We start from the raw sequence: 22,326 nt of genomic DNA, 5'->3' as shown, positions 1-22,326 counted from the left end.
AGTGGCCGGCAACTCCCTGCTTGCCCTGGCGCGCTAGGGCTGCGGCGCGAGCACCGTGCCGTCGGCCGAACGCACCAGGATCGCCTCCATCGGGCACGACTCGGCGGCGTCGATCACCGCGTCGTCCGGCTCCACGTCCGCCTTGACCGGCGTCGACGTGCCGCCCTCCAGGCGGAAGTGGTCCGGTGCGGTCGACGTGCACATCCCGGTGCCGATGCACGTGCCGCGGTCGACCTCGATCGTCCAGTCGCCCACTCCGCTCACCACCTCACCGGCAGGGCCTGCGGGCCGCGGATCAGCCGGCCCCGCTTGAACGTCACGTCACCGTCCAGCTGGAGCGTCGGGAACCGCTTGAGCAGGCTCGCGATGGCGACCTGCAGCTCCATCCGCGCCAGCGGCGCGCCGATGCAGTGGTGCGCGCCGTGGCCGAACATGATGTGCGGGTTGTGGGCGCGGTGGAAGTCCACCTCGTGCGGGTTCTCGAACACCGACGGGTCGCGGTTGGCCGTGACGTTGTTGACGAACACCGCCTCTCCCGGCTTGATCGTCACACCGGACAGCTCGACCTCGGCGGTCGCGATCCGGGGGAAGCCCGCGGAGCCGCCCAGCGCGGTGAACCGCAGCAGCTCCTCGATGGCGGCGGGCATCAGCGACGGGTCGGCGTGCAGCTCGGCCAGCCGGTCGGGCCTGCGCAGCAGCTGGAAGACGAAGTTGCCGATCTGGTTCGCGGTGGTCTCGTGCCCGGCGACCAGCAGCGTCACCCCGAACGAGACCAGCTCCTCCTCGCTGAGCCGGTCGTCGTTGTCGCGCGCGGCGATCAGCACGGACAGCATGTCGTCGGTGGGCTCGGCGCGCTTGCGCTCGACCAGCCCGCCGATGTACTCCCGCAGCGACTGGTTGGCCGCCAGGATCTCCTCGTGGGTGAACGCGGTGATCGCCACCGCCGCCTCCGACCAGGCCCGGAAGTTGCCCCGGTCCCCGAACGGCACGCCGAGCATCTCGCAGATGATCGTGATCGGCAGCGGCATGGCCAGCGCCTCGACCAGGTCCGCGGGCGGGCCCTGCGCCTGCATCTCGTCCAGCAGGCCGTCCACGATCTGCTGGGCGCGCTCGCGCAGCTGCTCGGTGCGCCGCGCGGTGAACGCCTTCGCGACCAGCTTGCGCAGCCGGGTGTGGTCCGGCGGGTCCATGCTCAGGATGTTCGTCTCGCTGGGCATGGTCGGCAGCGTGCGCGGCACGTCGGCGCCCGGCTCCATCACCGCCGCGCGGCTGAACCTCGGGTCCGCCAGCACGGTCTTGACGTCCTCGTAGCGGGTGGCTAACCACCCCTCGCCGCCGTAGGGCAGCCGCACCCTGGCCACCGGCTCGTCCCGTTGCAGCTCGAAGTAGACGGGATTGATCTCCAAGTGGTCGAGTTCGGCGAACGGATAGGACCTGGTCTCCATCGGAACCCCCATGTAAGCAGTCGCTTACATCCGACAGTAGGCAGCTCACTACGGACCGTCAACCGGATTCGGTGTGCTCCAACAACACCGAGGCGGCCTCGGTCACCAGGGCCGCCACCGCCGCGGCGTCCGCGTCCGCGAGCGGCTGCTTGCCGAACACGCTGCGCAGCACACCGATGCCCACGATCCACGCCAGCACGAGGTCCGCACGCAGCTCCGCGTCCTCCGCGTCGGTGAGGGACGACAGAGCGCGCGCATACTCCTCCCCCAGTTGCCGGCGCACGACCTCCGCCGCCGAGTCGTGGTGCGAGGACCGCAGCACCGCGTACAACGGGTGGTCCTCGCGCCTCGGCGTCTTCTCCATCATCCGCAGCAGCACGTTGCGCAGGAGGTGCTCGGCCGGCGAGTCCTCCAGCAGCTCACGGCTCTGCGTGGCCAGCACGGTCGCGAACAGGGCGTCCTTGCTGCCGTAGTAGCGGAACAGCAGGGCCTGGTTCACGCCCGCCAGGCTCGCGATGTCGCGCACCGTCGTGCGGTCGTACCCGCGCTCGCCGAACAGCTTCGTGGCGGCGTCCAGCAACGCCGCCTTGGTCGCGTCGGCGTCCCGGGGCCTGCTCACGATGTCGACCGGACGTGCCCCTCGCCCCAGACCACCCACTTGGACGAGGTCAGCTCCGTCAGCCCCATCGGGCCGCGGGCGTGCAGCTTCTGGGTGGAGATGCCGATCTCCGCGCCCATGCCGAACTCCGCGCCGTCGGTGAACGCGGTGGAGGCGTTGACCATGACCGCCGCCGCGTCGACCCGCGCGGTGAACCGGCGGGCCGCGCCGAGGTCGCTGGTCACGATGGCCTCGGTGTGCCCGGAGCCGTGCTCGGCGATGTGCTCGATGGCCTCGTCGAGCGAACCGACCACGCGGGCGGCGATGTCCAGCGACAGGTACTCGGTGTCCCAGTCCTCGTCGGTGGCGGCCTGCACCCTGGGGTCGCTCGCGAACCGCTCGTCGCCGTGGATGGTGACGTTCTGCGCGTTCAGGGCGTCGGTGATGCGGGGCACGAACTCGTCCGCGATCGCGGCGTGCACCAGCAGCGACTCGGCCGCGTTGCACACGCTCGTGCGGCGGGTCTTGGAGTTCAGGACGATGCGCTGCGCCATGTCGAGGTCGGCGCTCGCGTCCACGTAGACGTGCACGTTGCCGACACCGGTCTCGATGGTCGGCACGGTGGCCTGCTGCACGACGGCGTTGATCAGACCGGCGCCGCCGCGCGGGATCACCAGGTCGACCAGGCCGCGCGCGGTGATCAGGTGGGTGACCGAGGCGCGGTCGTGGCACGGCAGCAGCTGCACGGCGTCGGCGGGCAGGCCGGCGGTCTCCAGCGCGTCGCGCAGGATCGCGACCAGCGCGGTGTTCGAGTGCTCGGCGGTGGACGAGCCGCGCAGCAGGGCCGCGTTGCCGGACTTCAGCGCCAGGCCGGCCGCGTCGACGGTGACGTTCGGGCGGGCCTCGTAGACCATGCCCACCACGCCCATCGGCACGCGGACCTGCTTCAGCTCCAGGCCGTTGGGCAGGATCGAGCCGCGCAGCACCTCGCCGATCGGGTCCGCGAGGCCGGCGACCGTCTCCAGGCCCCGGGCCACGCCGTCGATGCGCGCCTCGGTGAGCGTGAGGCGGTCCAGCAGGCCACGGGTGAGGCCCGCGGCCTGGCCGGCTTCGAGGTCCTTGGCGTTGGCCTCCAGCACCTCGGTGGCGCGGGTGCGCAGCGCGGCGGCCATCTCGTGCAGTGCGGCGTCCTTGCCCTGGCGGGTGGCGAGGACGAGCTCGTGGGCGGCGACACGGGCGCGCCTGGCCGCGGCGTGCACCTGTTCGCGCAGGTCATCAGTCACGTCATCCAGCCTACGGTCACCCGGTCGTGGCTGTCGCCAAGGTTCCCGAGGATCGGACATCCGTCCTCGATCGGGTGAAGCTGCGCCGCGGACCGTCGCACAGGTGTCCGTCTTGTCGGAGCCGTCTGCCACTGTGTGGCCATGAGGTCGCGGCTTCCCGGCGACCGCATCGTCCGAGCGAACGAGGACCACAGACATGGACGACAGCGCACTCCGCGAACTGGCCGAGGAACGGCTGAGGGCTTTGGCGGGCCCCCAGGCCGTGCTGCGGGAGGACCAGTGGACGGCCATCCACGCGCTGGTGTCCGGGCGGCGGCGGGCGCTGGTGGTGCAGCGCACGGGGTGGGGCAAGTCCGCCGTCTACTTCATCGCCACGGCGTTGCTGCGGTCCCTGGGCGAGGGGCCGACGGTGATCGTGTCGCCGTTGCTGGCGCTGATGCGCAACCAGGTCGACGCGGCCGCGCGGGCGGGCGTGCACGCGGCGACGATCAACTCGGCCAACACCGAGGAGTGGCAGGACGTGCGGGACCAAGTGGCGTCCGGTGACGTGGACGTGCTGCTGGTGTCGCCGGAGCGGCTGAACAACCCGGACTTCCGGGACGCGGTGCTGCCGTCGTTGACCGCGTCGGCGGGGCTGCTGGTGGTGGACGAGGCGCACTGCATCTCCGACTGGGGCCACGACTTCCGGCCGGACTACCGGCGGCTGCGGACGTTGCTGACCGAGCTGCCGGCCGGTGTGCCGGTGCTCGCCACCACGGCCACGGCCAACGACCGGGTGGTGCGGGACGTGGCCGACCAGTTGGGGCTGGGCGCGGGCACCGACACGTTGGTGCTGCGGGGGCCGTTGGACCGGGAGAGCCTGCGGCTGTCGGCCGTGCGGCTGCCGACCGCCGAGGCCAGGCTGGGGTGGCTGGCCGAGCGGCTGGAGCGGCTGCCCGGCTCGGGGATCATCTACACGCTCACGGTCGCCTCGGCCGACGACGTGGCGGCGTTCCTGCGCGACCGCGGCTACCAGGTGACGGCCTACTCGGGGCGGACCGACCCGGCCGAGCGCCAACGGGCCGAGGAGGACCTGCTGGCCAACCGGGTCAAGGCGCTGGTGGCCACCTCCGCGCTGGGCATGGGGTTCGACAAGCCGGACCTGGGGTTCGTGGTGCACCTGGGCGCGCCGCCCTCCCCCATCGCCTACTACCAGCAGATCGGCCGTGCGGGGCGCGGGGTGGAGCGGGCCGAGGTGCTGCTGCTGCCCGGTCCGGAGGACAAGGACATCTGGGCGTACTTCGCGTCGCTGGCGTTCCCGCCGGAACACCTGGTGCGCCAGGTGCTCGACGCGTTGCCCGCGGACCGGCCGATGTCGACGGCGGCGTTGGAGCCGGTGGTGGAGCTGTCGCGCACCCGGCTGGAAGTCGTGTTGAAGGTGCTCGACGTGGACGGCGCCGTGCGGCGGGTGCGCGGCGGGTGGGTCTCGACCGGGCAGCCGTGGTCCTACGACGCCGAGCGGTACGAGCGGATCGAGGCGGCGCGGCGGGTGGAGCGGCAGGCGGTGCTGGACTACCTGGCCACCGACGGCTGCCGGATGGAGTTCCTGTTGCGGCAGTTGGACGACCCGCACGCGGCGCCGTGCGGGCGGTGCGACAACTGCACGGGTCAGCGGCCGTCGGCGGAGGTCTCGGACGCGGCGGCGTCGGCGGCGCGGGAACGGCTGCTGCGGCCCGGCGTCGACGTGGAGCCGCGCAAGATGTGGCCGACCGGGATGGCGTCGGCCGGGGTGTCGTTGTCCGGGAAGATCCCGCCGGGCGAGGTGGCCGCGACGGGGCGGGCGCTGGGACGGTTGACCGACATCGGCTGGGGCAACCGGTTGCGGTCGCTGTTCGCCGCGGACGACCAGGAGATGCCCGAGGACGTGTTCGCCGCGTGCGTGAAGGTGCTGTCCGCGTGGGGTTGGGCGGAGCGGCCGGTGGGCGTGGTGACGGTCGGGTCGCGGACCAGGCCCGCGCTGGTGGGCAGCTTCGGGCAGCGGATCTCGGCGGTGGGCCGGCTGCCGCAGCTCGGGCAGGTGTGGTTGGGCGAGTCGGTGCGCCGGGCCAACAGCGCGCAGCGGTTGGCGGGACTGGTGCGGGAGACCGACGTGCCGGACCTGTCCGGTGTGGACGGTCCGGTGCTGCTGGTGGACGACCAGGTCGACACCGGGTGGACGATGACGGTCGCCGCGCGACTGCTGCGGCGGGCGGGCGCGTCGGCGGTGCTGCCGTTCGCGTTGGCGGTGACGGCGTGACGACGAGGAGGTGGGGGTGACAGGGTGAGGCTGACGACTGAACGGTTGGTGCTGCGGCCTTTCGGGGCGGCCGACGCGACGGCGTTCGCCGCGTACCGGTCGGACCCGGAGGTGGCCAGGTACCAGGGATGGCAGGCGCCGTTCTCCTTGGCGCAGGCCGAGGAGTTCGTGCGGGACGTCGCGGCGGCGGACCCGACCGCGCCGGGCTGGTACCAGTTCGCGGTCGAGGCGGACGGGGTGCTCGTCGGTGACGTCGGGGTGGGTCTGCACGAGAACCGGATGCAGGCTGAGATCGGCTACACGCTGGCGACCGCGCACCAGGGGCGCGGTTACGCGGCGGAAGCCGTGCGGCGGGTGCTGGCGTACCTGTTCGAGGTGCGCGGTGTGCACCGGGTGTCCGCCGAGTGCGACGCCCGCAACACGCGGTCCGCGCGCCTGCTGGCCCGCCTCGGGTTCCGGCAGGAGGGTCACCGGGTGCAGGCCACCTGGATCAAGGGCGAGTGGACCGACGACCTGCTGTTCGGCCTGCTGGCCGAGGAGTGGCGCGCCGCGACGGGCTCGCCGGGGTGAGCCCGACATGGATCGGTGAAGGATCTACCGACTTCGGCGACTTTGTGGTTTTGTCCAACGCATGGCTGCCGTGGAGACCGACACCCGACACCGCCTACCGGTCCGCAAGCTCGTCGCGGCGAACCTCGGCAACGCCATCGAGTGGTACGACTGGACGCTTTGGCTACATGATCGCCACCGTGATCACACTTGGCCCGCATCATCGACCGTAGCTTCAACTCCGATCGCAGCCTCTTGCCCGATCCCATCCCGAGGTGTCGACCTCACATCGATCTCTACTCGCGGCCAAGGGAATGGGCGAATCTTTACCGACACGTCCCGCCCAGAAGGCGCACCAGCCTTCATAAGCACCAAATGGACAAGGTACAAGACCCAGAGAAGGCACAAAGCGAGCGCTGCTAGCGCGACCCAAGGGCCATCTTTGATGATCAGCTCAACGAACTGGGACGACACCGCAACTCACCTGTCCGGCAACCAGTCCCGAAGTGCCTAGCCACCTTGGCAGGTGGTGACAGTGCAGTATGAGGCAGCACGTCTCGCGAAGATCAAAACCAGGTGCGCCAACCTTCGGATGACCGCCGTTGCAGCGACAGTCGTTGGCACACGGAGGACCGGCCGTCGTGACCTTGAGCAGTGCTGCGATCCCCTACAAGGGGCGGCTTACCACACCGACTCTCAAGCGTCTGAGGGACCTCGCTCTCTCGACACCACTGTAGCAGATAGATGCGGCGGTCGAGTCGCCGTAAGAACAGAAGAGGTCGGTTGATGTCCGATACAACTATCAATCAGCAACGACACAGGCTCCCCGTCAAGAAGCTGGTCGCCGCGTCTCTGGGAAACGCCATAGAGTGGTACGACTGGACCATTTTCGTCACCTTCAGCATCTACTTCGCCACCCAGGTCTTCCCCAAGGACAACCCGCGGCTCGCGCTAATCAACACGCTCGCGACGTACGCGATCGCGTTCTTCTTCCGCCCGCTGGGCGGGTACCTGCTCGGGCGGTTCGCCGACCTGCGCGGGCGGCGGACGGCGATGTTGCTGACCATCGTCCTGATGGCGGGCGGGTCGTTGGCCATCGGCATCCTGCCCACCTACGCGCAGGTCGGATGGCTGGCGCCGGTCCTGCTCCTGCTGGCCCGCGTCGCACAGGGCCTGTCGCTGGGCGGCGAGGTGTCCAACGCCTCGGCGTACCTGGCGGAGATCGCGCCGCCGGAACGCCGGGGGCGGTACTCGGCGTTCTTCTACATCTCCACCGGCGCCGCGGTGCTCATCGCGTCACTGCTCGGGTTCACCCTGGCCCGCACGCTCGACGCCGCCCAGCTCGCGTCCTACGGCTGGCGGATCCCGTTCCTGATCGGCGGTGTGCTCGGCCTGGTCGGCCTGTGGTTGCGGCGCAACCTGGAGGAGACCGAGCAGTTCGAGCACAACAAGGCGAAGGCGCAACAGCTCAAGCGCCCGCTGCTGACGACCCTGCGCGAGCACCCCGGGGCGGTCGGGCGGCTCGTCGGCTTCACCATGCTCTCGACGCTCTGCTACTACACGTTCTTCAGCGCGTTGACCCCGTTCGCGGTGTCCAAGCGCGGCGCCGACGCGGTGGACGTGTTCCTCGCCCTGTCGATCGCCACTGCCCTGTTCGTCGCCCTCCAGTACCCGATGGGCGCCCTGTCGGACCGGTTCGGCCGCAAGCCGCAGCTGCTGGCCTGGTCGGCCGCGACGGCGGTGCTGGTGGTGCCGCTGTCCACGCTCATCGGACCGGGCGTGGGCAACCTGCTCGTGGTGTTCTGCGTCGGCCTCGGCCTCTACACGGCCATGACGTCGATCGCGCCCGCGGTGATGAGCGAGCTGTTCCCGACCGAGCTGCGCGCCACGGGCATCGGCTCCTGGTACAACCTGACCGTGGCGCTGTTCGGCGGCACCGCGCCGCTGGTGATCCAGGCGTTGCCGGGCACGACGTTCTTCGTCTACGTCGCGGTCGGCGCCGCCATCGCGTTCTCCGTGGTCCTCACGATGCCCGAGACGAAGGGCAGTGAACTGCGGTAGCGCTCAGGGTGCGGCGGTCAACCGGGCCAACGGCTCCGCGGACAGGTTGCGCAGGGCCGTCAGCAGGGTGGCGCGCCGGGCCGACGGCAGCTCGGCCAGGAAGTCGTCCTCCCTGCACCGGATCGCGGCACGGGCGGCACGCAACCGCTTGCGCCCCTCCGCTTCGTCGGCCTGCCCGCGCACGTCGCGATCATGCGGAAGTGCCGGGAGCTCGGCGTCACGCGCGCCACCACGTGGCAGGCCGAGGACGTCGACCCGCACGTCGTCTGGCGGACGGCCGGGCGTTGGCTGCGCGACCGCGGCTAGGGCCGCAACGGCACCAGGTCGTCGGCGTGCACGACCTCGCGGCGCTGCTCGGCCGGGAGGTCGTGGCTCGACCGGCCGATCAACGCGGGCAGTTCGGCGGCGTCGAAACCGACCACGCCACGGGCCACCACGTGCCCCGACAGGTCGACCAGCTCCACCACGTCACCGGCCTCGAACGCGCCCTCGACGCCGGTGATGCCCGCCGCCAGCAGCGAACGCCTGCGGCCTACGACCGCGGCCACCGCGCCGTCGTCCAGCACCAGCCTGCCGGTCGCGTCGGCCGCGTGCCCGAGCCAGAAGCGGCGGGCGGACAGCCTGGTGCCGGTCACCGCGAACGCCGTGCCGACGTCGGCCGCGCTCAACGCCCGCGCCGCGTCCGCCGCGCCCGCCAGCAGCACGGGGATGCCCGCCGACGCGGCCAGCCGTGCCGCGGCCAGCTTCGACGCCATGCCGCCCGTGCCCAGCCCCGACGCGCCGACCGAACCCGCCCGCACACCGTCCACGTCGGACGCGCCGGCCACCTCGGTGATGCGCCGAGCACCCGGCCGGCGGGGATCACCGTCGTAGAGCGCGTCGACGTCGGAGAGCAGCACCAACGCGTCCGCGCCGACCAGGTGGGCCACCAGCGCGGCCAACCGGTCGTTGTCGCCGAACCGGATCTCCTCGGTCGCCACCGTGTCGTTCTCGTTCACCACCGGCACCGCGCCCAACGCCAGCAGCCGGGAGAACGTGCGCTGCGCGTTGCGGTAGTGCGACCGCCGCACCACGTCGTCGGCGGTGAGCAGCACCTGCCCGACCGTCAACGAGAACCGCCCGAACGAGTTCGCGTACGCGTGCGCCAGCGCCAGCTGCCCCACGCTCGCCGCCGCCTGCTGCGTGGCCAGGTCACGGGGCCGGCGCGTCACGCCCAGCGGCGCGAGACCGGCCGCGATCGCACCCGACGACACCAGCACCACCTGGCTGCCCGCCGCGCACCGCGCCGCGACCGCGTCCACCAGCGCGTCCAGCCGCGACCGGTCCAGGCCGCCCTCGGCGGTGGTCAACGACGACGACCCGACCTTCACCACGACCCGGGACGCCGCGGACACCGATTGCCGGGCCTGCGACGCCGCCACCGAACCGATCACTCGTCGTCGTCCTCTTCGAACCGGTCCTCGGAGTCGTCGGCCTCGTCGAACTGGCCGGGGATGCGGCGGGCCTTCTTGGCCGCCAGCCGCTCGGAGGCGCCGATCCGGTTGCCGACCTCCAGCCGCGCGTCCGTGCCGCGACCGCTCATGGTCATCGCGATGCCCGAGGGCGTCGTCGGCTCCCAGTCGAACACCAGGTCGCCGATGGTGACCTGGCAGCCCGGCTCGGCACCCATCTTTACCAGCGCGTCCTCGACCCCGAGGCGGGCGAGCCGGTCGGCCAGGTAGCCGACGGCCTCGTCGTTGCTGAAGTCGGTCTGCCGGATCCACCGCTCGGGCCGCTCGCCGCGCACGATGAAGCCGCCCTCGGTCTGCGAGTCCTCCACCACGGTGAAGCCCTGGTCGTCCACGGCCCTGGGCCGCAGCACGATCCGGGTCGACTCCTGCTTCGGCCGCGACGCCCGGTACTCCTCCACCACGCGCGCCAACGCGAACGTCAGCTCGCGCAGGCCCTCGCGGCTGGCCGTGGACACCTCGAACACCGGCAGGCCGCGCGCCTCGATGTCCGGGCGCACCATCTCCGCCAGGTCCCGGGCCTCCGGAATGTCGATCTTGTTCAGCACCACGACGCGCGGCCGTTCGGCCAGGTCGTCGGCCAGGGAGGGGGTGTACTTCGCCAACTCCTCCTCCAGCGCGTCGATGTCCGACAGCGGGTCGCGGTCCTGCTCGTAGGTCGCGCAGTCCACCACGTGCACCAGCACCGCGCAGCGCTCGATGTGCCGCAGGAAGTCCAGCCCGAGGCCCTTGCCCTCGGACGCACCGGGGATCAGGCCGGGCACGTCGGCCATGGTGAAGATCGTCTCGCCGCCGGTGATCACGCCCAGGTTCGGCACCAGCGTGGTGAAGGGGTAGTCGGCGATCTTCGGCTTGGCCGCGGACAGCACCGAGATCAGCGACGACTTGCCCGCCGACGGGAAGCCCAGCAGGCCGACGTCCGCGACGGACTTCAGCTCCAGCACCAGGTCGTGCTCCTCGCCCGGTTCACCCAGCAGGGCGAACCCGGGGGCCTTGCGGGCCTTGGACGCCAGCGAGGCGTTGCCGAGGCCGCCGCGGCCGCCCTGGGCGGCGATCAGGCGGGTGCCCTCGCCGACGAGGTCCGCGACCACCTCGCCGTCGGGCGTCATCACCACCGTGCCGTCGGGCACGCGCAGTTCGAGGTCCGCTCCGTGCGCACCGTCGCGGTTGCCGCCCTGGCCGCCCTTGCCGCTGCCGGCGCTGGCGTTGGGGCGGAAGTGGAAGTCGAGGAGCGTGTGGACCTGCGAGTCGACCACGAGCACGACATCGCCGCCCTTGCCGCCGTTGCCACCGTCGGGGCCGCCGAGCGGCTTGAACTTCTCGCGGTGCACGGAGGCGACCCCGTTGCCCCCGTCACCTGCGGCGACGTGGATGACGACCCGGTCGACAAAGCGGGACACGGGGATTTCCTCTCTAGCAGAAGCGACGAGGGGCGGGAGCCGGATTTCACCGGTCCCGCCCCTCGTCTTGAGGTCGTTCCGTCTCGCCGAGCTGCTTAGGCAGCAGCCTCGACCGGGACGATGTTCACGGTCTTGCGACCGCGCTTGCTGCCGAACTCGACCGCACCCGGAGCCAACGCGAACAGCGTGTCGTCCTTGCCGCGGCCGACGTTGACGCCGGGGTGGAACTTGGTGCCGCGCTGGCGGATCAGGATCTCGCCGGCCTTGACGACCTGACCGCCGAACCGCTTGACCCCGAGGTACTGGGGGTTCGAGTCACGGCCGTTGCGGGAGCTGGATGCACCCTTCTTGTGTGCCATGGCTAGTCAGATCCTCACTTACCGGTGATGCCGGTGACCTCGACGCGGGTCAACTTCTGGCGATGACCCTGGCGCTTGTGGTAGCCGGTCTTGTTCTTGAACTTGTGGATGCGGATCTTGGGGCCCTTGGTCTGCTCGACGACCTTGCCGGTCACCGAGAACTTCGCCAGGGCGTCCGCCGCGGAGGTGACGTCATCGCCGTCCACAACGAGGAGCGGCGCCGCGAAGGTGATCTCGGTGTCCGGCTCGCCTTCGAGCTTCTCGACCTCGATGACGTCGCCGACAGCCACCTTGTACTGCTTGCCGCCGGTCTTGACGATCGCGTACATCGGGACGGAAGTCTCCTGCTGCTCGACGGGACGGGATCGCGCGCGCCACGGCTGCACTGGTAAAGAGCAAGCTGGGCTTCACGCGACAGGGCCCACCGGACGGCGGGCCGCGTATCAGGTTACGTGGCGGTGGACGGCGTGGTCAAACCGGGGTGGGCGTACCGGTCCCGACACGCCGGAACCGCTGCTCAGACGGGCTGGGCAGCGGTTCCGGCGGTACGTGGATCAGCTCTCCTTGACCCCGTCCAGCGGCGGCCCGGCGGGCCGGGACGCGGCACGGCGGGCCGGACGGCGACGCGTGGTCACCGCGGGCGCGTTCGGCTCGGCGTGGCCGTTGAGCGGCTGCTCGGCGACCTGAGCCGGGGGCGAGACACTCGTCCGGGTGACGGGCGGGACCTCCACCGGCGCCACCGCGACGGGCGGGGTGACGGGCTCGGGCACCATGGCGGGCTTGGTCACCCGCCGGCGGGTCCGCCCGGTCTTGACGGGCTCGGCGACGGGCGCCGACGGGGTCTCGACGGGCTGCTCGGCCGTGTCCGCGGCTGCGACAGGGCCGGCCGGCGCGTGCGCGGCCTGCTCGGCGACCGGCTGCTCGGCGACGGGCTGCTCGGCGACGGGCTGCTCGGCAGCGGCCTGCCGGGCAACGGGTTGCCGGACAGCGGGCTGCCGGGCAGCGGGCTGCTCGGGCTCCTCGGGCACGGACTGCTCGGTGGGCGCCGCCGACGGCACGGCTTCCTCGTCGCCGTGCTTGATGACGGCGCCTGCCTCGCGGCGGGCCCGGCGGCGTTGGCGGCGGTCGCGCTTCGGGGTCTCCGGCGCGGCCTCCTCCTCGACCAAAGCGGCCAACGGCTCGTCCGACGTGGACTGCTCGGCGATCGCCTCGGGCTCCTCGGTCGGCTCCACGGTCAGCTCGGCCACCGGCTCCGGGGCGTCCGCCTGCTTGGCGCGACGCGACTTGCGGCCACCGCCCTGCTGCTGCGGTTGCTGCTGCTGGGGCTGGCCACCGCCGTTGCCGTTGCCGTGCGCGTGCGCGACCTCGGTCGTCACGACCAGGCCACGCCCGCGGCAGTGCTCGCAGGTCGTCGAGAACGCCTCCAGCAACCCGGTGCCGACCCGCTTGCGCGTCATCTGCACCAGACCCAGCGACGTCACCTCCGCCACCTGGTGGCGGGTGCGGTCGCGGCCGAGGCACTCGGTCAGCCGGCGCAGCACCAGGTCGCGGTTCGACTCCAGCACCATGTCGATGAAGTCGATCACGATGATGCCGCCGATGTCGCGCAACCTGAGCTGGCGGACGATCTCCTCGGCCGCCTCCAGGTTGTTCCGGGTCACCGTCTCTTCGAGGTTTCCACCCGATCCGGTGAACTTGCCGGTGTTGACGTCGATGACCGTCATCGCTTCGGTGCGGTCGATGACCAGGTAGCCGCCCGACGGCAGCCAGACCTTGCGGTCCAGCGCCTTGAGCAGCTGCTCGTCGATGCGGTACTCGGTGAACGCGTCGCTGTTGCCGATGTGCTTGCGCAGCCGTTCCTGCAGGTCGGGCGCGACGTGCCGGACGTAGCCGTCGATGGTCTCCCACGCGTCCGCGCCCTGGACGACGAGCGCGGCGAAGTCCTCGGTGAACAGGTCGCGCACGACCTTCACCAGCAGGTCCGGCTCTTCGTACAGCAGCTGCGGCGACTGGGCCTTCGGCGTGTCGGCCTTGTCCTTGATGACCTGCCACTGGGCCTGCAGGCGGGTGACGTCGCGGGCCAGCTCCTCCTCGGCGATGCCCTCCGAGGCGGTGCGGATGATGACGCCCGCGTCCTCGGGGACGACGCGCTTGAGGATGTCCTTGAGGCGCTTGCGCTCGTTGTCGGGCAGCTTGCGGCTGATGCCGGTCGCGCCGCCACCGGGCACGTAGACCAGGAAGCGGCCGGGCAGGCTGATCTGGGTGGTCAACCGGGCGCCCTTGTGGCCGACCGGGTCCTTGGTGACCTGGACCAGCACGCTGTCGCCGGAGGACAGGGCCTGCTCGATCTTGCGGGCCTTGCCCTCAAGACCTGCCGCGTCCCAGTCGACCTCGCCCGCGTAGAGCACCGCGTTGCGGCCGCGGCCGATGTCGATGAACGCCGCCTCCATCGAGGGCAGCACGTTCTGCACCCGGCCGAGGTAGACGTTGCCGACCAGCGAACCGCTGCCCGACGAGGTCACGAAGTGCTCCACCAGGACGCCGTCCTCCAGCACGCCGATCTGCGTGCGGTCGCCTCGCTCGCGCACCACCATCGTGCGCTCGACGGCCTCGCGACGGGCCAGGAACTCGGACTCGGACAGCACGGGGGCACGGCGGCGACCGGCCTCGCGGCCGTCACGGCGGCGCTGGCGCTTGGCCTCCAGCCGGGTCGACCCGCGGACGCTGCGCACCTCGCTCTGCGCGGCCTCGGAGTCGGCCTTGTCGTCACGCGCGTCGCGGCTGGGCTCGCGGACGTGGACGACCGTGTTCGGCGGGTCGTCCTCGCTCGGCGCGGCCTCTTCCTCGGCGCCGGTCTTGCGGCGGCGGCGACGCCGACGGCGGCGGCTGCCCGCGCCGTCCTCGTCGGCCGAGGTCTCGTCGGCGGTCTCCGCCTCGGTCTCGGCCTCGGCGACCTCGGCCTGCTCTTCGCCGTGCTCGTCGTCGCCGTTGTCCTCGACGCCCTTGCCGCGACCGCGGCCACGCCGGCCACGACGACGGCGGCGGCGGCCTTCGCCCTCGTCACCGGCGTCGTCGGCGGCCGCGTGGTCGTCGGAGTCGTCCTCGGTGTCGTCGAGGTCGTCGTCCCGGCTCACCGGCGGCGCTTGCTTGGCCACCGGAGTCGGCGGCAGGAACACCGCCGACGGCGGGGCGAACAGCGGCACCAGCGGCGCGACCTCACGGGCCACCGCCACCGGTTCCTCGGTCTGCTCGTCCACTTCGCCGGTGACGATGTCGTCCCAGTTCAGCAGGCTCTCGGCGACCTTGAGCGCGACATCGCGGCTCACGCTCGACTGCACGCCCTTCACCGTCTCACCGAGGTCGGCGAGGGCGGCCACCACGTCCTTGCTGCTCGCGCCGAGCAGCTTGGCCAGCGCGTGCACCCGCAGCTTGGCGGGCAGATCCGCCAGTTCCGGGTGTGCGGATGTGGTGCTACCCCCGCCGGCGGCGCCGGCGGGCTTTTCCTTGTTCGACAATGCAGCTCCTCCGCCCCCGGGCGCGTCCCAACCGACGCGGCCGCGCAGGGGCCTCTCCGTGTCCACTCACCGCCGCGGCTGGCGGCGGGAATCCTTGCCTTGCGCCGTGGCGCGCACACCCGTGGGGGCACGCGGCACAGCAGGTCCCATAACACTGTTCGACGACGCCGTCAGCGCCGCTCCGATCACAGCCCGGTCAGACCTCCGCTGCCCTGTCCAGGGCAAGCGGGTCGACCAGGCCGCCTTCATCGTCCAGCCGCCCCTGCGCCATCCGGGTCGCCTTCGCGGGGACCGGCGGAACCAGGTCGGCGACGACTCGGAGCGCACTCAGCACGTCGTCGGGTCTCACGGTAGGGGTTGTCTGCCGTACGACCGTCATGAGTATCCCACACGGCTGTGACAAATCTCGTCCATCGTGTCCCGCGTCGCTCGAATGCACCCCTACCCGGGGCCGCACCGAGGCCGACACGATCGCCGGCCGGACGTCCACGATCTTCTTCCCGTCCTTGGTCAGGCGCTCGACCTCGACCGATGCCGCGGCCATCAACCTGGTCACGGCTTCGGTCAGAACTTCGGGCGACACGCCGGGCAGTTCGACCTGCCAGGCACTGGCCTCGATCCGCTCGGGCAGCGTGCCGCCCGCCGACTGGACGACTTCCAGCACGTCCAGACCGGGTGGCAGCACGGCGTCCAACGCGGTCCGCAGCGCCTCGGGATCGACCCGGTCGACGACCTGGACCTCGACGTACTCGGCCTCGCTGGCCACCCCGGTGGGCGCCGCCCCGACCCATGACACCTTCGGGTGAGGGCTGAAACCCTGGGAGTAGGCCATGGGGACACCCGCCCGACGCAGCGCACGCTCGAACGTGCGTGCGATGTCACGGTGTGACGTGAACCGCAGTCGACCGCGCTTCGCGTAGCGCAGCCGGAGCTTCTGCACAGGTGCGGCCGACGGGTTGGGCTGCTGCTGGCGGCTCAGTGCTACTCCCCTTGGGTGCCGGGTGGGCCCGCGAAGGGGTGAGCACCCCCGACGGTCCACGCTCCTACTGCACCAGGACGGTACCTTGGACCTGTTCGGCACCGTTGCGCTTGTCTGGTCCGCGCCGTCTGGCTACCGTCCGGCAACGCCCCGACCCGGTCCAGCCCTGGAGGTCCCCCGTGCCTCTGCACCGCCGCGTCCAAGCGGTCGCGGTCAGCGCGGCGCTGCTCGCGACCGGCTGCCTCTCGGTGATCCCGGCGGCCGCGGCCGAGCCCGAGGAGCCGGTGGCCGCGGTGGACTGCGTCCAGCCCGGTCCGACGCTGCGCTACCTGGTCGTGTTCGCCCCCGGCACCAGCGCGCCGCTGGCCGAGGCGGAGATCGCGGCCGCGTGCGGCGGCACCGCCCGCTACTACCCGCAGATCGCCGTGGCGGTGGCCGTGTCGCCGGACCCCCGGTTCGGGCAGCGGATCGGCGTCCACCGGGCCTACAGCGCCCAGCTCGACGGCCTGTCCAAGCGCACCGGCGCGCCCGCCCGGCAGAAGAAGAAGGACGACGAGGCCACCGGAGCGCGCGCTTGGGCGGGCACGACCGACCGCACGGCCGAGCAGTGGGACATGGACCTGATCCGGGCGGCCGAGGCGCACGCGGTGAGCACCGGCAGCCGGGACGTGGTGGTGGGCGTGCTCGACTCGGGCATCGACCCCGCGCACCCCGACCTGGTCGGCGCGCTCGACCCGGCGCTCTCGGCGGGCTGCACGACCGGTGTGGCGGACCCGTCGCCCGCCGCGTGGACGCCCACCACGTCCGGCCACGGCACGCACGTGGCCGGCACGATCGCGGCGGCCGACGACGGCCTGGGCACGACGGGTGTGGCGCCGGGCGTGCGGATCGCGTCGGTGAAGGTCGTGGACGACGCCGGGTTCATCTACCCCGAGTACGCGGTGTGCGGGTTCATGTGGGCCGCCGAGCAGGGCATGACCATCACCAACAACAGCTACTTCATCGACCCGTGGGTCTTCACCTGCCAGAACAAGCAGGGCCAGTCCGTGGTCTTCGAGGCGGTGCGGCGGGCGGTCGAGCACGCCTCCGGGCGCGGCGTGCTGGCGGTGGCGGCGGCGGGCAACGCGGCGGCCGACCTGACCAAGCCGGGCCGGGACGTGCTGAGCCCGACCAACGCCTCGCCGGAGGACGTCCAGCCGCGCGCGGTGGACAACACGTGCCTGGTGCTGCCCGCGCAGCTGCGCAACGTGGTGGCGGTGTCGTCGGTGGGGGCGGACAAGGTCAAGGCCGGGTACAGCTCCTACGGGCTGGGCGCGGTGGACGTGACCGCGCCGGGCGGTGACCGCAGGCAGGTGCCCGACGACGGGCGGAGCGGGTGCGTGCTGTCGACGGTGCCCGCCGCCGGCTACGACTACTCGTGCGGCACGTCGATGGCCACGCCGCACGTGACGGGGGTGGCGGCGCTGCTGGCGTCCAGGCACCCGGGGGCCTCCGCGGACGACCTGACCCGGATGCTCAACGCGCGGGCCGAGACGGTGCCGTGCCCGGCGGACTACGACCTCAACGGCACGGGTGTGCAGGACGCGTACTGCACGGGGTACTCCGAGTACAACGGCTTCTACGGGCACGGCTTGGTCGACGCCCTGGCCGCGGTTCGGGAGTAGTCAGGCCGAGTACTGGTCCTGGTGGCGGCGCAGCGCCCCGGCCAGGTCCGCGCGGCCGGTGATGCCGAGCTTGCGGTACGCGCCGGACAGGTGCAGCTCGACCGTGCGGCGGGTGAGGAACAGGGCTTCGGCGATCTGCCGGTTGGTCAGGCCCTGCGCGGCCATGCCCGCCACGCGGGTCTCCTGCTTGGTCAACCCGTGCACGGTGCCGTGCGCGGTGACCGGCTCGCACGCGCGCAGTTCCTCGGCGGCACGGCGGATCAGCGGCTTGGACTCGCACCGGGCGCTGATCTCGACGGCCTGCCTCAGGTGCGGGATGGCGCGTTCCGCCTGACCGCGGCGGCGCAGTCGCGCGCCCAGTTCCAGCAGGGCCTCGGCGTGCAGGAGGCGTGCGACGGAGTCGGTCACGTACTCGACCGCCTTGAGCAACGCCCGGGTCGCGGCTTCGTCGTCGGTGGTGAGGCCGACGGAGATCAACGCGGTGCCCATGGCCCGCGGGGTGCCCCAGCGCTTGGCGCGGGCGAGGTCTTCGACGGCCAGTCCGGCGGCGGCCTCACGGCGTCCCAGCGCGAGGTGCGCCCGCACCGCCAGCGACCGCCACGGCAGGATCGCCGGGCTGTCCACTTTGGACGCGGTGAGTCTTCGCCCGCATTCGAGCAGGTCCGCCAGCGCGCCGACCGGGTCGTCGGTGGCGAGCTTGAGCTTGCCCCGCGCGAACAGCGTCACGTTGTGCTGGAACAGCTCCGGCAGCTCGCCTGCGAAACCGTGGCGCGCCAGCAGCTCCCGCGCCTCCTCGAACCGGCCGAGGTCGACCAGCACCTCCGCCAACCGGGCCGCGCACAGGATCGCCATGGGGCACACCGCGACCGCGTCCAGTTCGTCGAACAGCCGCAGCTGCCACTTCAGGAACGTCTTGGCGCGCACCAGGTCGCCGCGGGCCAGGAAGTCCATGCCGTGCGCCATCGAGACGACGGTGCCCTTGCGCAGGTGGTAGTCGTGCGGCTCGGCCTCGCTGCCGATCATGCGGCGGAACCGCTCGGACAAGTCGGGCGCGTCGGCCATGAAGCACGTGCTGACGGTGAACACGAACGGTTGCACGAACACGTCGACCCGCTCGCCCTCCAACGCCTCGGCGGCGTGGCGCAGGGCGTCCTCGGCCGACTCGCCGCGCAACGCGTGCCCGAGTGACAGCAAGGCGGAGTGGACCTGCCGCAGCCGAGGCGGGTGCGGCACCTCCGACTCCAGCTCGTCGGTGAACATGCTGGCGCGCAACGCCAGGGCCACGTCGTTGCCCGCGCTGGCCAGGTACGACATCACCCGCAGCTCCCACGACTCGTCGTGCTCCTGGGAGGTGAGGCGGGACACCAGTTGCAGGCCGATGGACACCGCGAGGCGGGCCTCCGGGCCGCTGCACAGCCGCAGCAGCATCGTGACCGCCTGCCCGGCGGCGGAACGCGCGTCGTCGGCGTGGGCGAGCGCGTCCCGGAGCCGGTCCATGCCCGCGGCCTGGTCGACCAGGAACGTGATGTGCACGAGTTCGAGCTGCACGGCCAGCCGGTCGTCGGACGACAGGCGTTCCTCCAGCGCGCGCTCCAGGTAGTCCTGTGCGGCGTCCAGCCGGTCGTCGTGGGTCGCTTTGCGGGCGGCGCGGCGCAGGACTTCCACGCCCCAGGCGAGAGGGACGCCGCGCGCCTCACGGAGGTGTTCGGCGATCCGGTCGTCGGGCGCGCCCGCGGCCCGCAGCAGCACGGCGGCGCGCGTGTGGTCGGCTGCCCTGGTGGCGACGGGGAGGTCGGCCAGCACGGCGTTGCGCAGGTAGGTGTGGCTGAAGCCGAGGGGGTAGTCGTCGCGGAACACGTGCAGCCGCACGAGGCCGTCGATGAGCCGCAGCGCGCGCCGGGGTTCGACGTCGGCCATCGCGGCCAGGCGGTCCACGGTCGCGTCCTCCCCCAGCACCGCAGCGGCGCGGACCAGCTCCGCCGCGCCTTCGTGCCGGCGCAGCCGCGCCCGCAGCGCCGCGCCGATGTCGGGCGAGGCGAGCGCGTGCACGTCGGCCGCGTTCACGTCCGGGCGGTCGCGCAGCTGGTCCGCCAACGCGGCCAGGAGCTTGGGGTTGCCCCTGGTCACCTCGCGGCAGGCCGCCGCGGGCGCGTCGCCGACCAGCTCGGCCACCGCCGCCACGTCCAACCCGGCCAGTTCCACGTGCTCGTGGTGCGCGCCCACCAGTTCCGGCAGCGTCACCTCGCCGACCGGCGCCTGACCGGTGGTGGCGGCCAGCACGACCGCCAGGGGCCGGTCGGTCACCCGGCGCAGCACGTAGGCCAGGCAGCGCAGGGACCAGCTGTCGGACAGGTCCACGTCGTCCACGGCCAGCAGCAGCGGTCCGCGGCCCAGCGCCGCCCGGACCACGCGGTAGAACCAGTCCAGCGACTCGGCCGACCCGCCGTCCAGCCCTTCGGCGAGCCTGCCGATCACGCCGCCGCGCAGGTCGCTCTCCAGTCGCGCCCCGGCCGCGGCCGCCACCGTGAAGCCCAGACCGCGCGCGTCCCGCGCGATCGCCGCCAGCAGGGTCGACTTGCCGATCCCGATCTCGCCGGTGACCAGCAGGGTGGTGGCCCGGCCCGCCAGCACGCCGTGCAGCAGCGCACGGGCGGCGCGCAGTTCGCCGTCCCGGCCGGACAATGTCGGGTTCGGTGCGGTCACCGGAAAGCTCCGATCTGCTGCGGCGCAGCCCGGGCGGTGGATCGGAACCACCACGGTAGGACACCTGTCCAGTCCCCCGGGTACCGAAGGATCGCCATCGCGGCGGTCGGATTTCCTTCGGTACCCACCGTAGAGACGCCTCGCCGGTCTTCGGCCAGAATCGAGGCCTCACTGCCGCGACCTGATTCGCCGGACTTGCGGGAAAATACGCGTGGTCGATCGGCAATTTCTCCGCGTCGCCCAGGCCCGTGCTTTCTCAATTCCACTCGCGCAAGGCGCGGCGCAAGATCTTCATCGCGTTGTAGACGCGGGACTTGACGGTGCCCTCCGGAATGCCGAGCACCAGCGCCGCCTCGCGCACGGTGCGACCGCGCACGTAGGTCTCGTAAATCACGGCGCGGTGCTCCTCGCCGAGCCTGCCGATCACGTCGTTGATCACCATGATGGACAGCCGCTGTTCGGTGTCGTCCGGGACCTGCGCCGCGTCCGGGCTGGTCAGCTCTACTTCCTGAGGCCTGGCTCGCCTCGTGCGCCACCCGTCGATGACGATCCTCCTGGCCACGGTGAGCAGCCAGCCGCGCAGCATCCGCGGGTCGCGGACCAGCGTCTCGGCGTTCTGCCACGCACGGATCAAAGTTTCCTGGACCACGTCCTCGGTCCACTGCCGGTCATAGTTGGTCAAGCCGAGCACATGGGCGTGCAACGCGCCCTTGAACTGCTCGTACAGCGTGGTCACGAGTTCTTCCCCGGACCGCCCGCCGGTCACCCGGACACCGCCCAGTGAATTCATGGAGTAACCGACCTCCTGGAGTTCGCGCGCGGCGGGGCGAATGCGACTGTCGCGAACGTACTACAACACAAGGCCACGATCCACCACTATCGGACAGCCGCGGACGTCATTACTGTGCGTTCTAGGGGACACATCGTGTTGGCCGTCCGGACGGTTCTCGACTTCACCTGTGATGTAGATCACATATCTTAATTGAACCTTCTGTCGAACCGCCGCACACGACGTTCGTAGTTCCTCATCAGAGGGTGGATCAGGTCTTTAACAGGGGGTGCGCACGTGGTGGTCGCGGTCTCGGAACACGACGCCGGGGTGTGGGACGTCGCCACGCTGTCCGGGCGGATGGCGTACGTGGCGATGTGCCTGGCCGCGTGTTGGGGGGTGCTCACCGCGACCGGCTGGGTCCGCAAGATCACCGGGCGGTCGGCGCTGCGCACCACCCACCAGGCCCTGGGTACGTTCGCCATGGCCGCGGCCGTGGTGCACGCGGTGGCGTTCCTGTTGCTGGACAACGGTTCCCTGGCCGCCTACCAGCTCGTGCTGCCGCTGGTGGGCGGTGGCGAGGTGCGGCACGCGCTCGGCGTGGTCGGCCTGGAGCTCATGCTCGCCGCCGCGGTGACGGCCGCGTTGCAGAACACGGTGTTCTACCGCAACTGGTTGCGCCTGCACCGGCTCGCGTACGTGGGCGTGTGGCTGGGCGCGATGCACGCCTGGCTGGGCGCCTCCGCGAGCGGACACGTCGCCGTGGTGTGGATGGGTGGCATCACCGTGCTGATGCCCGCGATCACGTTGACCGTGCTCCGGTTCCTGCCGCCGCGCGTGCTCGTGCGGATGGGCGTGATCGAGGCCGACCCGCCGCCGGCGCCGGAGGGTCCGACGGGTGTCCGGGTCGCCGTGGACCACGAGCGGTGCCGGCACTACGCGCTGTGCCAGGCCCAGGCGCCCAAGGTGTTCCGGGTGCTGGACGACGGGCGGCTGCGCTACGCCCGCAACCCGGACGCCGACCAGGCGCCGCAGGTGCGCGCGGCGGCACGGGTGTGCCCGATGCGGGCGATCCGGGTCGACGCGGCACCGGCCCGCCCGGGGGCGGTCGGCCCTTCGTGAGCGGTCGGCCCTTCGTGAGCGGTCGGCCCTTCGTGAGCGGTCGGCCCTTCGTGAGCGGTCGGCCCTTCGTGAGCGGTCGGCCCTTCGTGAGCGGTC

General features: G+C 71.8%; 18 protein-coding genes. 5 read left to right on the top strand and 13 right to left on the bottom strand.

Annotated features, from left to right (window positions below):
• Positions 1-33: 33 nt before the first annotated feature.
• From AB0K14_RS11930 to AB0K14_RS11915, 4 genes are read right to left on the bottom strand one after another with little or no spacing between them, the layout of a single operon-like run.
• Positions 34-255 carry a ferredoxin gene (locus AB0K14_RS11930; RefSeq protein WP_360453270.1) on the bottom strand — a complete coding sequence of 74 codons (222 nt, stop codon included), beginning with the start codon at positions 253-255 and terminating at the stop codon, positions 34-36.
• 5 nt (positions 256-260) lie between these two features.
• The gene (locus tag AB0K14_RS11925) at positions 261-1,445 is read right to left on the bottom strand and encodes a cytochrome P450 (RefSeq protein ID WP_360452981.1); all 1,185 of its coding nucleotides are present in this window, start codon (positions 1,443-1,445) and stop codon (positions 261-263) included.
• A gap of 58 nt (positions 1,446-1,503) precedes the next feature.
• On the bottom strand, positions 1,504-2,064 hold the full coding sequence (locus AB0K14_RS11920) for a TetR family transcriptional regulator (protein WP_360452979.1): 561 nt from the start codon (positions 2,062-2,064) through the stop codon (positions 1,504-1,506).
• Positions 2,061-3,326, bottom strand: coding sequence for a glutamate-5-semialdehyde dehydrogenase (locus AB0K14_RS11915; protein WP_360452977.1), 1,266 nt, complete (start codon positions 3,324-3,326; stop codon positions 2,061-2,063). The genes AB0K14_RS11920 and AB0K14_RS11915 overlap by 4 nt, the downstream gene beginning before the upstream one ends.
• 196 nt (positions 3,327-3,522) lie before the next feature.
• Between AB0K14_RS11915 and AB0K14_RS11910 the strand changes: the two genes are divergently transcribed.
• From AB0K14_RS11910 to AB0K14_RS11900, 3 genes are all read left to right on the top strand, one after another.
• Positions 3,523-5,601, top strand: coding sequence for a RecQ family ATP-dependent DNA helicase (locus AB0K14_RS11910; protein ID WP_360452975.1), 2,079 nt, complete (start codon positions 3,523-3,525; stop codon positions 5,599-5,601).
• A 24-nt stretch (positions 5,602-5,625) separates the two neighbouring features.
• Positions 5,626-6,171, top strand: coding sequence for a GNAT family protein (locus AB0K14_RS11905; protein WP_360452973.1), 546 nt, complete (start codon positions 5,626-5,628; stop codon positions 6,169-6,171).
• Positions 6,172-6,936: 765 nt separating this feature from the next.
• Entirely contained in the window at positions 6,937-8,211 is a 1,275-nt protein-coding gene (locus tag AB0K14_RS11900) for an MFS transporter (RefSeq protein ID WP_360452971.1), read from the top strand.
• Positions 8,212-8,214: 3 nt separating this feature from the next.
• On the opposite strand, the gene AB0K14_RS11895 is transcribed toward AB0K14_RS11900, so the two are convergent.
• The 7 genes from AB0K14_RS11895 to AB0K14_RS11865 form a co-directional block, all read right to left on the bottom strand.
• Positions 8,215-8,394 carry a hypothetical protein gene (locus tag AB0K14_RS11895; RefSeq protein WP_360452969.1) on the bottom strand — a complete coding sequence of 60 codons (180 nt, stop codon included), beginning with the start codon at positions 8,392-8,394 and terminating at the stop codon, positions 8,215-8,217.
• A gap of 119 nt (positions 8,395-8,513) precedes the next feature.
• Positions 8,514-9,644 carry a glutamate 5-kinase gene (proB, locus tag AB0K14_RS11890; RefSeq protein WP_360452967.1) on the bottom strand — a complete coding sequence of 377 codons (1,131 nt, stop codon included), beginning with the start codon at positions 9,642-9,644 and terminating at the stop codon, positions 8,514-8,516.
• Positions 9,641-11,119 (bottom strand): GTPase ObgE, encoded by a 1,479-nt coding sequence (gene obgE / locus AB0K14_RS11885; RefSeq protein ID WP_360452966.1) that lies wholly within the window; start codon positions 11,117-11,119, stop codon positions 9,641-9,643. Before obgE ends, proB begins: the two co-directional genes overlap by 4 nt.
• 95 nt (positions 11,120-11,214) lie before the next feature.
• Entirely contained in the window at positions 11,215-11,478 is a 264-nt protein-coding gene (rpmA, locus tag AB0K14_RS11880; RefSeq protein ID WP_360452964.1) for a 50S ribosomal protein L27, read from the bottom strand.
• A 14-nt stretch (positions 11,479-11,492) separates the two neighbouring features.
• Positions 11,493-11,807, bottom strand: a complete 315-nt coding sequence (rplU, locus tag AB0K14_RS11875; RefSeq protein ID WP_053722830.1) for a 50S ribosomal protein L21 — start codon at positions 11,805-11,807, stop codon at positions 11,493-11,495.
• A 225-nt stretch (positions 11,808-12,032) separates the two neighbouring features.
• Positions 12,033-14,993 carry a translation initiation factor IF-2 N-terminal domain-containing protein gene (locus tag AB0K14_RS11870; protein WP_360452962.1) on the bottom strand — a complete coding sequence of 987 codons (2,961 nt, stop codon included), beginning with the start codon at positions 14,991-14,993 and terminating at the stop codon, positions 12,033-12,035.
• A gap of 196 nt (positions 14,994-15,189) precedes the next feature.
• Positions 15,190-15,933 (bottom strand): TIGR03936 family radical SAM-associated protein, encoded by a 744-nt coding sequence (locus AB0K14_RS11865; RefSeq protein ID WP_360452960.1) that lies wholly within the window; start codon positions 15,931-15,933, stop codon positions 15,190-15,192.
• Between the two features lie 218 nt (positions 15,934-16,151).
• Here AB0K14_RS11865 and AB0K14_RS11860 point away from each other — a divergent pair, with 218 nt between their 5' ends.
• Positions 16,152-17,636 (top strand): S8 family serine peptidase, encoded by a 1,485-nt coding sequence (locus tag AB0K14_RS11860; protein WP_360452958.1) that lies wholly within the window; start codon positions 16,152-16,154, stop codon positions 17,634-17,636.
• On the opposite strand, the gene AB0K14_RS11855 is transcribed toward AB0K14_RS11860, so the two are convergent.
• Both AB0K14_RS11855 and AB0K14_RS11850 read right to left on the bottom strand, forming a co-directional pair.
• The gene (locus AB0K14_RS11855; protein WP_360452956.1) at positions 17,637-20,339 is read right to left on the bottom strand and encodes a LuxR C-terminal-related transcriptional regulator; all 2,703 of its coding nucleotides are present in this window, start codon (positions 20,337-20,339) and stop codon (positions 17,637-17,639) included.
• 256 nt (positions 20,340-20,595) lie between these two features.
• Positions 20,596-21,129 carry a sigma-70 family RNA polymerase sigma factor gene (locus AB0K14_RS11850; RefSeq protein WP_360452954.1) on the bottom strand — a complete coding sequence of 178 codons (534 nt, stop codon included), beginning with the start codon at positions 21,127-21,129 and terminating at the stop codon, positions 20,596-20,598.
• Positions 21,130-21,405: 276 nt separating this feature from the next.
• Between AB0K14_RS11850 and AB0K14_RS11845 the strand changes: the two genes are divergently transcribed.
• On the top strand, positions 21,406-22,230 hold the full coding sequence (locus AB0K14_RS11845; RefSeq protein ID WP_360452952.1) for a ferredoxin: 825 nt from the start codon (positions 21,406-21,408) through the stop codon (positions 22,228-22,230).
• Positions 22,231-22,326 lie beyond the last annotated feature (96 nt).

This window comes from Actinosynnema sp. NPDC050801 (genome assembly GCF_040673975.1).
GTDB lineage: Bacteria > Actinomycetota > Actinomycetes > Mycobacteriales > Pseudonocardiaceae > Actinosynnema.
The sequence above is the reverse complement of the archived record's forward strand: the minus strand, read 5'-3'. Positions and strand labels throughout refer to the sequence as shown.

Bases quoted from the DNA above. Each gene is read 5' to 3' on its own strand.
- AB0K14_RS11925 (WP_360452981.1), bottom strand. From the start codon at position 1,445: ATGGAGACCAGGTCCTATCCGTTCGCCGAACTCGACCACTTGGAGATC.
- AB0K14_RS11910 (WP_360452975.1), top strand. From the start codon at position 3,523: ATGGACGACAGCGCACTCCGCGAACTGGCCGAGGAACGGCTGAGGGCT.
- AB0K14_RS11900 (WP_360452971.1), top strand. From the start codon at position 6,937: ATGTCCGATACAACTATCAATCAGCAACGACACAGGCTCCCCGTCAAG.
- rpmA (WP_360452964.1), bottom strand. From the start codon at position 11,478: ATGGCACACAAGAAGGGTGCATCCAGCTCCCGCAACGGCCGTGACTCG.
- rplU (WP_053722830.1), bottom strand. From the start codon at position 11,807: ATGTACGCGATCGTCAAGACCGGCGGCAAGCAGTACAAGGTGGCTGTC.
- AB0K14_RS11850 (WP_360452954.1), bottom strand. From the start codon at position 21,129: ATGAATTCACTGGGCGGTGTCCGGGTGACCGGCGGGCGGTCCGGGGAA.